The sequence below is a fragment of the Cohnella fermenti genome (assembly GCF_004801405.1).
Lineage (GTDB): Bacteria > Bacillota > Bacilli > Paenibacillales > Paenibacillaceae > Cohnella > Cohnella fermenti.
Window position 1 is genome coordinate 1 of the sequence record NZ_SSOB01000064.1, and the last position, 13,457, is coordinate 13,457.

The 13,457-nt window shown below is 60.8% G+C and carries 13 protein-coding genes; 3 read left to right on the forward strand and 10 right to left on the reverse strand.

Annotated elements, in window-relative coordinates; all coding sequences use genetic code 11:
- Positions 1-187 precede the first annotated feature (187 nt).
- The 5 genes from rplT to E6C55_RS30795 form a co-directional block, all read right to left on the reverse strand.
- Positions 188-547, reverse strand: a complete 360-nt coding sequence (rplT, locus tag E6C55_RS30775) for a 50S ribosomal protein L20 (protein ID WP_136373676.1) — start codon at positions 545-547, stop codon at positions 188-190.
- Positions 548-597: 50 nt separating this feature from the next.
- Positions 598-798, reverse strand: a complete 201-nt coding sequence (gene rpmI / locus E6C55_RS30780; protein WP_136373677.1) for a 50S ribosomal protein L35 — start codon at positions 796-798, stop codon at positions 598-600.
- Positions 799-817: 19 nt separating this feature from the next.
- Positions 818-1,417, reverse strand: a complete 600-nt coding sequence (gene infC, locus E6C55_RS30785; RefSeq protein ID WP_136373678.1) for a translation initiation factor IF-3 — start codon at positions 1,415-1,417, stop codon at positions 818-820.
- 169 nt (positions 1,418-1,586) lie between these two features.
- A complete protein-coding gene (locus E6C55_RS30790) occupies positions 1,587-2,849 on the reverse strand; it encodes a glycosyltransferase family 2 protein (RefSeq protein ID WP_136373679.1) in 1,263 nt (420 codons plus the stop codon).
- A 132-nt stretch (positions 2,850-2,981) separates the two neighbouring features.
- A complete protein-coding gene (locus tag E6C55_RS30795) occupies positions 2,982-4,157 on the reverse strand; it encodes a glycosyltransferase family 4 protein (RefSeq protein ID WP_136373680.1) in 1,176 nt (391 codons plus the stop codon).
- Between the two features lie 185 nt (positions 4,158-4,342).
- Here E6C55_RS30795 and E6C55_RS30800 point away from each other — a divergent pair, with 185 nt between their 5' ends.
- Positions 4,343-4,870, forward strand: a complete 528-nt coding sequence (locus E6C55_RS30800; RefSeq protein WP_136373681.1) for a phosphatase PAP2 family protein — start codon at positions 4,343-4,345, stop codon at positions 4,868-4,870.
- Here the strand turns inward: E6C55_RS30800 and E6C55_RS30805 are convergent.
- From E6C55_RS30805 to E6C55_RS30825, 5 genes are all read right to left on the reverse strand, one after another.
- Positions 4,867-6,549, reverse strand: coding sequence for an ABC1 kinase family protein (locus tag E6C55_RS30805; RefSeq protein ID WP_136373682.1), 1,683 nt, complete (start codon positions 6,547-6,549; stop codon positions 4,867-4,869). The two genes, E6C55_RS30800 and E6C55_RS30805, sit on opposite strands and share 4 nt — an antisense overlap.
- Before the next feature lie 33 nt (positions 6,550-6,582).
- Positions 6,583-6,885: a phasin family protein gene (locus E6C55_RS30810; protein WP_136373683.1), complete on the reverse strand. Its 303-nt coding sequence runs from the start codon at positions 6,883-6,885 to the stop codon at positions 6,583-6,585.
- Between the two features lie 1,256 nt (positions 6,886-8,141).
- Positions 8,142-10,313: a DNA topoisomerase III gene (locus tag E6C55_RS30815; RefSeq protein ID WP_136373684.1), complete on the reverse strand. Its 2,172-nt coding sequence runs from the start codon at positions 10,311-10,313 to the stop codon at positions 8,142-8,144.
- A gap of 32 nt (positions 10,314-10,345) precedes the next feature.
- The gene (gene trmB / locus E6C55_RS30820) at positions 10,346-11,158 is read right to left on the reverse strand and encodes a tRNA (guanosine(46)-N7)-methyltransferase TrmB (protein WP_136373710.1); all 813 of its coding nucleotides are present in this window, start codon (positions 11,156-11,158) and stop codon (positions 10,346-10,348) included.
- A 132-nt stretch (positions 11,159-11,290) separates the two neighbouring features.
- The gene (locus tag E6C55_RS30825; RefSeq protein ID WP_136373711.1) at positions 11,291-11,479 is read right to left on the reverse strand and encodes a hypothetical protein; all 189 of its coding nucleotides are present in this window, start codon (positions 11,477-11,479) and stop codon (positions 11,291-11,293) included.
- Between the two features lie 317 nt (positions 11,480-11,796).
- Between E6C55_RS30825 and E6C55_RS30830 the strand changes: the two genes are divergently transcribed.
- Entirely contained in the window at positions 11,797-12,774 is a 978-nt protein-coding gene (locus E6C55_RS30830) for a TIGR01212 family radical SAM protein (RefSeq protein WP_136373685.1), read from the forward strand.
- Between the two features lies 1 nt (position 12,775).
- Entirely contained in the window at positions 12,776-13,435 is a 660-nt protein-coding gene (locus E6C55_RS30835; protein WP_136373686.1) for a tRNA (mnm(5)s(2)U34)-methyltransferase, read from the forward strand.
- The last annotated feature ends 22 nt before the right edge of the window (positions 13,436-13,457 follow it).

The following is a 13,457-nucleotide window of genomic DNA, read 5'->3' on the forward strand; positions in this document are numbered from 1 at the left end:
CCCAGTGGCCTCTTTCATCGAACAAAATTCGCTTGAGAATATTCGGCTCCATGTTTCAAATGTACCAAACAACAAAGAGAACGTGAAGACCCACTCCACACCCGAAAAGTTATAAATTCTATTATGTGAACAAAAAACCGCCCCTCCCGGCAAGCGGGCGAAGGCGGTTCTTTATCGCAGACGCGAATTACGCGTTGATCTTCTCTTTGGCAGTTCCTGCCAGGCTGTTGAACGCAGCGATGTCGTTCACGGCCAGGTCGGCCAGGATCTTGCGGTTCACTTCGATGCCGGCCAGCTTCAGGCCGTGCATCAGCTTGCTGTAGGACAAGCCGTTCAGACGAGCGGCTGCGTTGATGCGCACGATCCACAGCTTGCGGAAGTTGCGCTTCGTTTGGCGACGGTCGCGGTATGCGTACGTCAGGGACTTCAGGACTTGCTCGTTAGCTTTCTTGAACAGGCGGTGTTTCGCGCCCCAGTAACCTTTAGCCAGCTTAAGAACACGGTTGCGACGGCGGCGTGTGACGAATCCGCCCTTGACTCTTGCCATTGCTCATTACCTCCCGAATATGAATATCGCTCGCGCGATCTGGTAGTCGATTACTTCAGGTTGCCGATTTGTTGTTGCAGACGACGGTAGTCGCCTTGAGCCAGCAGCGGCTGCGAGCTCAGAACGCGCTTCTGGCGTCCGGACTTGTGAGACAACAAGTGGTTCTTGTAAGCCTTGAAGCGCTTCACTTTACCGGTTCCGGTAACTTTGAAACGATCCTTCAGGCTGCTGTGCGTCTTCATCTTAGGCATCTGTATTGTCCTCCTGTCATTAGTGGCTCTTCGGAGCCAGAATCATGATCATGCTGCGGCCTTCCAACTTCGGAACTCGCTCAACGGTGCAGATGTCTGCCACTTCGTTAGCGACGCGTTCCAAGATCTTGAGGCCGATGTTCGAGTGGGCAATCTCACGACCGCGGAAGCGCACGGAACATTTGACTTTATCGCCTTCTCCGAGAAACTTCACGACATTGCGAAATTTCGTCTGGTAGTCGTGCTCCTCGATATTCGAACGGAACCAAACTTCCTTCAGGTCGACGATCTTCTGATTCTTCCGGGCTTCCTTTTCCTTCTTCTGCGATTCGTAGCGGAATTTGCCGTAGTCCATGATGCGGCATACCGGCGGCTTCGCCTGCGGCGCCACGTTCACCAGATCCATGTTCGCATCGATAGCCATCTGCATAGCTTCGCGGAACGGCTTGATGCCGAGTTGTTCGCCTTCCGATCCGACGAGACGGACTTCCTTGGCCCGGATTTCCTCATTGATTTGATGATCCTTGCTGATAATGTTCCACCTCCATATGGGACTGAGTTGCCATGTTCTTCTCTGCTTATACACAAACAAAAAAATGCGAGTCGCGAAGACCCGCATTCCGTCGCAAACGTTAATGGGCTCGCGAGGATCGCTCCTTCGCCGCCGGGACGTCGGCTACGCAAACCAGCCGACCGTTGCCGGGCAGGTGAGAAGCGGGTGCTTCTGCTTGTGCGTGCTGATGATTAGAACAGTCACTCAAGCAATATATCACGCGGGCGATACCGTGTCAAGCCGAATTCGTCCCCTCCGCCCCCATCCGCTTGCTCTGCACCTCTTCCAGCCGCAGCACCCGCGAGTGCTGCGTGTGACTCCACGTCTTGTTGTTCTGAGTGAAGAACGCCCAGAAGGTGATCGGCCACCAGGAGAGGAAGAACAGCGGGAACGTGAGCAGCCTCGCATAGCTTCTCCAGTTCACCCTCTCCAGCAGCATCGCGAGCGGACATTGCAGGTAGATGTAGAGGGACACCGGAACGGCGAACCAGGCCGGAAGCAGCGAATAGACGGAGTCGAGCCGCGGCGCCCCGGGCAGCAGTCGATCGAGCCACAGCGTAACCGTCAGCAGCGAGCCGATCAAGAAATTATACGCGTTGAAAATATACAGAGAAGCGTCCAGCTTGATCCAGCTCCGCTCGCGGATTCCCTGCCACAGCATCGGCAGCATGTATCTCCGGGCGACATCGAAGTGTCCCTGCATCCACCGGAGGCGCTGGCGCGACGAAGCCCGGAACGTGATCGGCTTCTCGTCGTACACCCGGGCATCGAAGTTGAACTTCGGGTAGACGTCCTTCCGGATGCAGCGGACCGTGAACTCCAGGTCCTCCACGAGGCTGGTCGCTCCCCAGCCCATCTCCCGCAGCAGGGAGGCGTCGAAGCACATCCCCGTCCCGCCGAGGTAATTCGCGAGGCCGACGTTGTGCCTCGGCAGTTGCCAGAGCCGATTGCAGAACCAATAGTTGATCCCGTTCGCGGCGCTCACCCAGGAATCGTGCGGGTTCTTCGTGTCCAGATACCCCTGGATGACGCGATAGCCGTTCAGCAGGTCCTCGTTCATGTAAGACAGGAAGTCCGTCGCCACGAGGTTGTCGGCGTCGAACATGACGACGGCGTCATAGCTGCGCGGACGCTTCCACAGCTCCTTCAGCATCCATTCGATGGCGAAGCCCTTGCCGCGCTTGTTCGGCATCGTCCGCTCATAGGCGTAGACGCCGGGATACCGGCGGACGACTTCCGCCGTCCCGTCGGTGCAATTGTCGCAGATAACGAACAGATCGTACAGCTCACGCGGATACCTCAGCTTCAGCAGATTCTCGACGAGCGCGCCGACGACGGCCTCCTCGTTGTGGGCGGCCACGATCAGGGCGAACGACTTCGTCGGCTTGTGCGTAATCTGCTCCTTCTTGCGATGCCACCCGAACAGGGACAGAACGACCTGGTAGGTGCCGATCAGCACGAAGATCAGTTGGAGAGCCATAAACGCTTTATTCCACATATTCAGTTGTATTACCCCCTGAACCCCTTTTTCGCGACGGCTGTCTGCCGGTTCCTTCGGTTTATGTGTGGGAAGGCTCCCGGCGCCGTTCTCTTTGTGTGTTGTTGTTCCTTGCCGATCCGTTCGCCCGCTTCAGACGGAGATGACGTCCCGCTCGCGGCTCTTCCCGGAGGAGACTTCGACTGCGCAGGCGAGCAGCCCGCCGAACACCTCGTCCCAGGACTTCGACCGGGCCGTCCGCAGCGCCTCGTGCGAGAGCCGTTCCCGGAGCGCCTTGTCCCCGTGAAGCTCGGCGAGCGCGTCTGCGAATTCGTCCGGCTGTCCCGGTGCGCACAGAAGGCCGCTGACCCGATGCTTCAGCGTGTCCGGCACGGCTCCCGCGTTCGCGCCGATGACGGGCAAGCCGCAGGCCATTGCCTCCAAGACGACGTTGCCGAACGTCTCGGTCGGCGAGGGGAAGAGCATCGCGTCCGCCGACGCCATCCAGCTCTGCAGCTCCGCCTGAGCAACGGAGCCGAGGAAGACGGCGCGGACACCGAGCTTCGCGGCCAATGCCCGCAGCTCGGCATCCGCCGGACCTTCTCCGGCCAGAACGAGCCAAGGCTCGACTCCGGCGCGTTCCGCGAAGCGGGCGACCGCTTCGACGGCGACCTCCGTCTGCTTCTCCGGCGCCAGCCTGCCTGCGCTGAGCGCAACGAAGCGGTCGGCGGGAATGCCCGCCCGCTCCAGCACCGCGGCCCGATCGGCCCCCGGATGGAAGACGGACGTGTCGATTGCCCGGCTCCATACGTCAAGGCCGCTCCAGCCCTTCTTGCTGCATTCCTCCAGAACCGAAGGCGAAGGCACGAGAATGCGATCGCACGGGCGGTGGAACCAATACAAATATCTCCATAACAGTCTGCCCATCCATTGGAGGTTGTAATACGGAAGGTAGCGAACAAAGTGGGTGTGGTGGGAAGCGATCAGCGGAATGTCGTGCTTCAGCGCCAGACGTCTGCCGGTCATGCCGGTGCCGAATGGGGTGGCGACATGAATGAGCGTCGGTCGGAAGTCGAGCAGCTTGCGCTCGGCCGCGGGCGACACGGGCACGGACAGCCGCAATTCGGGATAGAGGAAGAAGGGAACGCTCGCGAGCCTCTCCGCGGCCCCCTGCGGCGCCGATTCTCCTCTCGGGCGCGACGGGGCGAATACCTGAACGGCAATTCCTTGCCTGCGCAGATAGGCAGTCCATCTCTCCAGCGTCTTCGCAACGCCGTTTACTTCCGGAGAGTAAGTATCGGTGAACAACGCGATTCGTAGCTCCTCCATGCGTTCATCGCCTCCTCGTCATTGCTTCCATCGTAAGAGAGCGACGTTATCGGCGTGTCAGGAGAATGTCAAATCCCTGCCGGAGAACGATTTACAATGCCCTGCAATTGCGTTGATACTTTCGCAACACTGGCCATATACGATAGAATGGCAATAACAGCTCAGAGGAAAAGGAGAGGAACGGCATGACCCAACTGTACCGCCTGCTCGACGAGATAGAGGGACCTCTCTTCCTGCACGTGAACAAACGTTGGAACCGCGAGGCGCTGAACCGTCTGTTCGCCTTGCTTACCTTGATGGGCGGAGCGACGTTCGCGCTGCTCTCTTCGGCCGCCGCCGGCATCTTCGCCAGAGGGGCGTGGAGCCTCGCGGGCTGGCAGGCGCTGGCCGCCGTGGCGATCAGCCACGTGCCCGTCTTCCTTGCGAAGCGGAGCGTTCCCCGCAAGCGTCCGTACCAAGTGTATCCGCAAGCCATGACGGGCCGCCGCCCGCTGAAGGACCCGTCCTTCCCTTCCGGTCATACGACGGCGGGCTTCGCCATGCTCACGCCCTGGATGCTCGCCCAACCGCTGCTCATTCCGCTTCTGCTTCCGCTCGCGATCGGCATCGGTCTCTCCCGCGTCTATTTCGGCCTTCATTTTCCAAGCGATACGTTGGCGGGGGCACTTCTTGGCGGTTCTACGGCACTGCTCGTCTCTCTCTGGATTGTCTAACGACCCGATCGGAAAATCGAGTAAAGAAGCCAAAGAAGCATCGAACCCGCGACGGCGAAGCCGATCTCAATCGCGGGAATGCGGCCGATCGTGATGCTGCTCTCGCTGTTGATCGAGGAGCCGATGATCAGGCCGACCATCAGGATGCTGAACGACAGCAGCACAATGCTGATCGAGAGCCGGTTCCCGATGCGGTCCAGCTTCTTCATGAGCGCCTCCGTCTCCGGCATGGACAGCTCGAGCTTGATCTTGCCCTGCTGCGCCAGCGTCAGCAGCTCCTTCAGCTTGCCCGGCGCGTCCCACAGCCAATCGATCGCCCCCGGAAGCCTCTCTCCCGCCTGTCTCAGCGCCCGAATCGGATTGATCTTGTGCCGCAGCAGCCTTCGCCCGAACGGTTCGGCGACCTTCAGGATGCTGAATGTCGGGTCGAGCCCGGATGCGACTCCCTCCGTCGTCAGAAGCGTCTTGCCAAGCAGCGTCATCTCGGACGGAATCCGAATATCGTGCTTGCGCGCCACCTCCATCAGCCTGCGAATCGCGTCTCCCAAGCTGACCTCGCTGAGCGGAACCCCGTAGTACCGCTCCCGAAGCTCATCCACGTCGGCATACAGCTTCTCCCGATCGGCGCCGTCCGGAATCAAGCCGAGCCTGGCGATCGCGCGAAGAACGCCTTCCGTGCTCTGCCCGCGAAGCGCGATAACGAGGGAGGAGAAATAGAGCTTCGTCGTCGTACTCAGCTTCCCGACCATCCCGAAGTCAAGCAGCGCGATGCGGCCGTCCTCCAGAACGAGGGCATTGCCCGGATGCGGGTCCCCGTGGAAAAATCCGTCGAACAGCACCTGGTGGAGGATAATCGAGACGAAGCGCTCGGCGATCTCCGCGGGCGAATGGCCGGCGGCGGCAAGCATATCCTTATCCGACAGCCGGATGCCGCCCACCCGCTCCATCGTCAGAATTCGGCTGCCGCTCCGTTCGGGATAGACGGCCGGAATGTGCAGATAAGGAATCGACGAGCCGAGAACGGCGAACTTCTCCGCGTTGCGCCGCTCCTTGTCGTAATCAAGCTCCGCGAGCAGCGCCCTGCCCAGTTCGTCCGCCATCTCGCGGATTCGGTATCGCCTCGCCCAATCAAGCCGCTTCTCCGCCAGCCCGGCCAGCTCGGCCAGAATATCCAGGTCGGTCTCCACGATCGCCCGGATATTCGGCCGCTGAACCTTGACCGCCACCGATTCCCCCGAGCTCAGCGTCGCCAGATACACCTGGCCGATGGAGGCCGCCGCCACCGGGCGCTCCTCGAACTCGGAGAACAGGATGTCCAGCTTCTCCCCGAGCTCCGACTCGATAATCGCCACCGCCTCCTCGAACGGGAAGATGGGCACGTCGTCCTGCAGCTTCCTCAGCTCCGCCACGATGTGCTCGGGCAGCAGATCGCTCCGCGAGCCGGCCAGTTGGCCCAGCTTCACGAACGTAGGCCCGAGCTCCTCGAGGAACATCCGGACCCGAATGCCGAGCGTCCTCTTGTCCGCGCTATCCTCGTCCACATGCCGCTTTTTCCAGAGTGCCCGGTACGGTACAAGCTCGGACAGCCCCAGGTCCTTGACGAGGTAGCCGAAGCCGTAGCGAAGCAACGCCGACGCAATCTCGCGAACCCGCTGAAGATGACGGATTCTCCTCCCCACTCTCTCCTCCCCCCTTCTATCCCGCCTCGCGCGCTATTCGCTCTTCTCGAGCCGGTCGAGCAGTTGGTCGAGACGGCGTTCGAGCCGCTCGATGTCCTCCCGGGTCGCCCACTTCCGGTCGCCGACGACCTTCTGCACCTTCTCTTGCACGAGCGCCTCCACCTTGCTCTGCGTCTCCTCGCCCTTCTTCAGCAGCTCATCGACGAAGGCGAACGATTCCGCGCGGCTCATCTCGCCCTTCTTGACCAATTCGTCCACCAGCTTCTCCGCCTGCTCCTTGGTCGCTACCGCGATCCCGAGCCCAAGCGATACGGCCTTGCTAATCAGATCTCTCATTGCGAACCTTCTCCTTCCGGCTGCTCGCCTCGGCCTTGGCATCGTTGTTCTCGCTTAGTTTGCATGATCCAGTGGAGGGTCATTCAGGAACCGGGTCATTCAAGATCGGGGCGTCTATACATGTCTATGCGGGAAACTTCGGACGCCAGTCTAACCAACCCAAACTAATCCTGCGTTCCATTATGTCGCTTCTCCCGTTCGCTCAGGCTCCCTGCGTTCCATTACGCCAACTCTCCCGTTCGCTCAGGCTCCCGTCCCCCTCTTCTCCTTCGGCTGATACGCGGCATCGGCGGGACGGAGCGACGAATGGAGGATGAGAGTAACCAGACTGCTCTCATGAGCGAAACGGAGCGGTGATGGGGGGAAGAAGGTAGTTTAACTGCGCACATTGGCGGGACGGAGCGACGAATGGAGGATGAGAGTAACCAAATTGTGCTCATGAGCGACAGAGATCAGCGAACGAGAGACGAATTCGCTCATCTGGTCCGATGACTCTTGCGATTTATGTGATTTTTCACATTCGTTGGCTTGGTTCGGAAGGAATCGCGGCGTTTTATGTGGTTTTTAGCATATATGCGGCAACTCGGGCTGGAATTTTTTCTATATATGCTATTTTTCACATAAAATCGTCCAAACTGCCTGTTGGCGAGCTTCACGAATGTGAAATTTCACATAAATTTCCGGCGGGTTCGGGGATTTCAAGGGGGTTTGAGAGGTTGGGAGGTTTGGGGGGTTTGGGAGGTTTGGGAGGTTTGGGAGGTTTGGGAGGTTTGGGAGGTTTGGGAGGTTTGGGAGGTTTGAGAGGCTTGAGAAGTTTGCGAGGTTTGCGAGGTTTGCGAGGTTTGCGAGGTTTGCGAGGTTTGCGAGGTTTGCGAGGTTTGCGAGGTTTGCGAGGTTTGCGAGGTTTGCGAGGTTTGAAGGGTTCGACGATTTCGGGAGTCTAGGAAGTTTCGACGGTTTCGAATGGGGCGTTACGTCACGGCTCGGCCTATGACTTTAAAGGGGCAGTGGCGGTTCTCAATCGGCAATAATCGCCCATCCCCGGCCGCAGCCTGCGGGAAAGGCGATTATTCCCCTGCACATATCCGGGTTGTGAGTCCCAATCGGGCCTCTGCTCCCCCGCTAATTCGGCCAATCCCGCCAACCCGGCTAGTCTAGCCAATCCACTTAATCCAGCTAATCCGGCTAATCCGGCTAATCCGCTAACCCGACTTCCCCGGCTGTACCGACGAATCCGGCACCCCTGGCAAAGCCCGCTATTCCTCCTGCCGCTTCAGCGCGGCGAGCAGCTTCTCCGCGAGCGGGTTCGTCGGCTCCGGAGCGTCGCTGTACTTCTCGATCAGGGCGCGCTGCTCCTGCTTGCCGGCGCGGCCGCGCGGCTTGTCGCCCACCATCTCGACCACGTTGCACGGGCGGCACTGGAAGTACTTGCCCGCCTTGCCGTCGCGAATCTCCATCTTCTTGTGGCATTGCGGGCAGCGATGGTTCGTCAACGCCGGCTCCGCCGAGCGGCGATACTCGCATTCGCGGTCGGAGCAGACGTAGGAGCGCCCCCGCTTGGTTTTCACTTCCTTAAGCGGCTTGCCGCATTCCGGGCAACGGTAGGAGGTCAGGTTGTGCGGCTTGTATTCGCGCGTCTCCCGCTTGATCTCCTCGACCCACCGGCGCGCGCGCTCCCGGATGCCGGTCATGAACGCGTCCGGATTGCCGCTCCCCTTCGCAATCCGTTCGAGCTCGGCCTCCCACTTCGCGGTCATGTCGGGACTGCGAAGCTCGTCCACGACGAGCTCGTACAGTTGGCTCCCCTTGCCGGTCGGAGAGAGGCGATTCTGTCTCCGTTCGATCGTATCGGTGGAGAGAAGCTTCTCGATGATGTCCGCGCGGGTCGCCGGCGTGCCGAGCCCGTGCTTCTCCATCTTGGCCAGCAATCCCGCTTCGGTATAGCGTCCGGGCGGCTGCGTCTTCAGCTCCTTCGAGCGGCATGCCTTAAGCGGAAGCGACGAACCGAAGCTGAGCGGCGGAAGCTGCTGTGCGCCTTGCCGCGCTTCGGACCGCTCCGCATTCTCCTCGTCTTCTCCGTCGTCCTCCCAATCGTCTCCCGCGAAGCCGGCCGATCCGGAGGCGTACACTTCTCTCCAGCCGGCATCCTTCTCGATCCGGCCCTTCGCGTAGAATCGATCTCCTCCGACCGCCAGCACGACCGATGTCTCGTCATAGCGATACGGCGGATAGAAAATCGCGATAAAACGGCGGACGATCAGATCGTACAGCTTCCGCTCGTCGGGCGAGAGCGCCGACAGATTGACGTACTGCTCGGTCGGGATGATCGCGTGGTGGTCGCTTACCTTCGAGTCGTCGACGAAGCGCTTCGACGTCGGCAGCGCCCCGCGCAGCAGCCTGCGGACGAGCGTTGCGTAAGGGCCGACCGCGATGCTGTCCAGACGAGCCTTCAGCGTCGGCACGATATCGCCGGAGATATACCGGGAATCGGTGCGCGGATACGTGACCAGCTTATGCTGCTCGTACAGCTTCTGCAGGACGTTCGACGTCGTCTTCGCCGAGAAGCCGAGCCGCTTGTTCGCGTCCCGCTGCAGCTCGGTCAGGTCGTACGCTTGCGGGAACGGCTCGCTTCGCTCCGAGGTGCTCAGCTTCTCGACCTTGGCCGAGCCGCCGCGGCCGGCCCGATCCGCAATCGCCTTGGCCCGGTCCTCTTCCCAGATCCGGCCGTCGTGTCCGTCCTTCTCGCGCCACTGCGCCAAGAAGGTGCCGAAGTCGGCCGTCACCGTCCAGTAAGGCTTCGACTCGAACTCGCGGATATCCCTCTCCCGATCGATCAGGGTCGCCAGCGTCGGTGTCTGCACACGCCCGGCCGCGAGCTGCGCGTCGTACTTCGTCGTCAACGCGCGCGTCACGTTCAGCCCGATGAGCCAATCCGCTTCCGCGCGGCACACCGCCGATCGGTACAGCGGGTCGTATTGGCGGCCCGGCTTCAGATTCCGGAAGCCTTCGCGAATCGCCTGATCGGTCTGCGAGGAGATCCACAGCCGCTTAAACGGCTTGCGCCAGCCGACCTGCTCCATGATCCAGCGCGCGACAAGCTCTCCTTCCCGGCCCGCGTCCGTCGCGATAATGAGCTCGCCCAGGTCGGAGCGCTTGCACAATTCGTTCACGGCGCGGAACTGGCCCGCCGTCTCCTTCATCACCTTCCGCTTCATCCGCTCCGGAAGGATCGGCAGCTCCTCGAGGTTCCACGTCCGATACTTCGGATCGTAATCCTCCGGCTCCGACAGCGTAACGAGATGGCCGAGCGCCCACGTCACCACGTAGTTCGGCCCCTCCATATAGCTTCGGCTCGTCTGCCCGCAGCCGAGCACCCTCGCAATCTCCTTGGCAACGCTCGGCTTCTCCGCCAGAACAAGCGACTTCATCCCCGCGTCCCCTCCTCTCCCCGAATCCCGAATCAAGTCTCCGAAAGCTCTCCTGCAGCCTTTTCGCCCGATGTCCCTTCCTCGTTCGCCCCGCCTGCGTCGGCGTTCTCCTCTTCCGCGGCGCGCCGCTGCGCACGCTTCATCTCCTCGGCCACGCGGGCGCGGTGCGTCTCGACCGCCGCGCTGCCGACGACCGCTTCCAGACGATAGATCGGCATCCCCTGGCCGGAGAACTTCGTCTCGTATTCGGTCAGAACAAGATCCTCGCGGAGGCCGTTCCGGTGAAGATCCAGCGAGATATTCTTCATCTGAAGTTGCGAATCCGAGAAGCTGTTAAGCGAGAATTCGAACAGGCTCAGCGAGTCGGTCTTGAAGTGAATCTCCCCCTTCTCGTTAAGCGCCTTCTTGTACATGTCGAGGAAGCGATGATACGTCAGCCGACGCTTCGCATGCTTCGACTTCGGCCACGGATCGCTGAAGTTGAGATAAATTCGCTCAAGCTCGCCCGGCTCGAACATCTCCTCCAGATGCTCGACATTGCCTCGAACGAGGAAGAGGTTCGGCACTTCTTCGGAGTTTTTCTCCTCCTTCCATAGAGTACGCGCCTTCCGGCTGCCGATCCGCAGCAGTTCGTCGAACATGTCCATTCCAAGATAATTGATAGCCGGGTTGTTCGCGCTCATCCTGCTGATGAACTGCCCCTTGCCCATGCCGAGCTCGATATGAATCGGATGATCGTTGCCGAACAGCTCCCGCCACTTGCCCTTCCACAGCTTCGGCTCCAGCACGACCAGATCCGTCTGGCTCTCCAAGCTAACCTTGTTCTTCTTGCCCCGCAACCGCATCGCCATTGCCCCTTCCGTACATTTAAACCGACAACTTATTGTGCCGAATCTCTTCGCAAAAGTAAAGAGAAGCCGCCGGCCGCTCCCGAAGGAGACAACCGACGGCTTGTCGGAGCATATGGGGACAGGACCTTAGTTGAGCGGACGGGGTTCTTCGATATGGTACTGCGCGTCCAAGGCGTCCTGCAGCTTGCGCTTCGCCGACACCTCGACGGTATGGTTGCTGTGGAACTTGATGCCCGCGAGCGCCATCGCTTCCTTGATGGTCAGCTCGATCTTCATCGTATCGTCTCCTTGAGGGATCTTCACCGAGTTCATCATGATCCTCACCTCTCGCTTCCTCTTGATTAAATGGTTGTGGGAACGAATTCCCGGGAATTGGCGACTGGAAAAAAATTCAGCGGCGTATATAGGTTCATGTCAGCTATGTTTGTTGATTTGGCGCACTTTTAATATAACAGTTCATGTTAGGTTTTGCAAGATGTAAGCGCTATTTTCCGCGCCTCCCCAGCCAAAAACATCTTTATCGGAAACCGCCCGGGCACCAAAAAGCTTTTATCGGGACAGGTCTCTCGTTCTCGCCAATGGCGGTTTTTTTCGGTACAATACGGTTAGGGTATGCACAGCAAGGAGCGGTTATGAAGACAATGGAGACCACGTCCGCATTCACGGCCCTCGAGCCCCGCGTCTGGAGCGACAACAAGCGGTTCCGCACGTGGAATCACGAGATGCGCGAGCAGTTCGGCACGAAGGTGATGAAGGTTATGCTCGACGCCGGCTTCACCTGCCCCAATCGGGACGGGACGATAGCCGCCGGAGGTTGCACGTTCTGCAGCGCCCGCGGCTCGGGCGACTTCGCCGGCAGCCGTCGCGACGACCTGATCGCGCAATTCAACCAGATTCGCGACCGCCAGCACAAGAAGTGGCCGAATGCGAAGTACATCGGCTACTTCCAGGCCTATACGAATACATACGCCCCGCTGGCGAAGCTGCGAGAGTACTACGAGACGATTCTAGCCCGGCCGGGCGTTGTCGGCCTGTCGATCGCAACCCGGCCGGACTGCCTGCCGGACGATGTTGTCGAGTACCTGGCCGAGCTTAACGAACGAACGTACCTGTGGCTCGAGATGGGCTTGCAGACGGTTCACGAGTCGACCTCGAAGCTGATCAACCGCGCCCACGATACCGCCTGCTTCGAGGACGCGGTCGCCCGGCTGCGCGCCCGTGGCATCCGCGTCTGCGCCCACATCATCTACGGCCTCCCCGGCGAGGATCGGGAGATGATGCTGGAGACGGGCCGCCGGGTCGCCCGGATGGACGTGCAGGGGATCAAGATCCACCTGCTTCATCTCATGCGCAAGACGCCGATGGTCCGCCAATGGAAGGAAGGACTGCTGCGCTTCCTCGAGCGGGACGAATACATCGGTCTCGTCGCCGATACGCTGGAGCTGCTGCCGCCGGAGATGATCGTTCACCGGCTGACGGGAGATGCGCCGCGCGATCTGCTCATCGGCCCGATGTGGAGTCTCGACAAGTGGCCGGTGCTGAACGGGATCGACGCCGAGCTGATCCGCCGCGGCACGTGGCAGGGCAAATTGTACCGGAAGGAGAGATAAGATGGGCTTCCTCTCGGTATTGACGATGGCGCAGCGATGGGCAAGCGAGCATGCGCCGCCGGGTTCGGTCGTCGTCGACGCGACGGCGGGCGGCGGCGTGGACACGCTGTTCCTCGCCCGGACGGTCGGCCCCCGCGGCCGGGTATACGCGTTCGACGTGCAGCGGGAGGCGCTCGAGGCGACGCGCTCGAGGCTGCGGGAAGCGGCGGCAGGCGGCAGCGGGAATGCCGCAGGCGGCGGGCAGCAAGACGGCCGGAAGGCGGAATTCCGCAGCAAGCCGCGCCGCCCGAGCCTGGCTCCGGTGGAGCTGCTGCACGCCGGGCACGAGCGGATGGCCGAGTTGGTTGCCCCCGAGCATAGGGGAACGGTTCGGGCCGTCATGTTCAACCTCGGCTACTTCCCCGCCGCCGGCGATGAGGGGCGCAAGCTGATTACGCAGACGGAGACGACGCTGGCCGCGCTCGAGGCGGCGCTCGGGCTGCTCGCTCCCGGCGGGATAACGACGATCGTCGTCTATCCCGGCCACGAGGGCGGCGGCGAGGAAGCAGCGGCCGTGGAGGCGTGGAGCGCGTCGCTGCCGGGCGATGTCGCCCAGGCTGCCCTCTACCGCTTCCTGCAGAAGCCGAGCGCGCCGTATCTGATCGCCGTCCGCAAGAGATAAGCAGAAGAGATATAACGAAGGA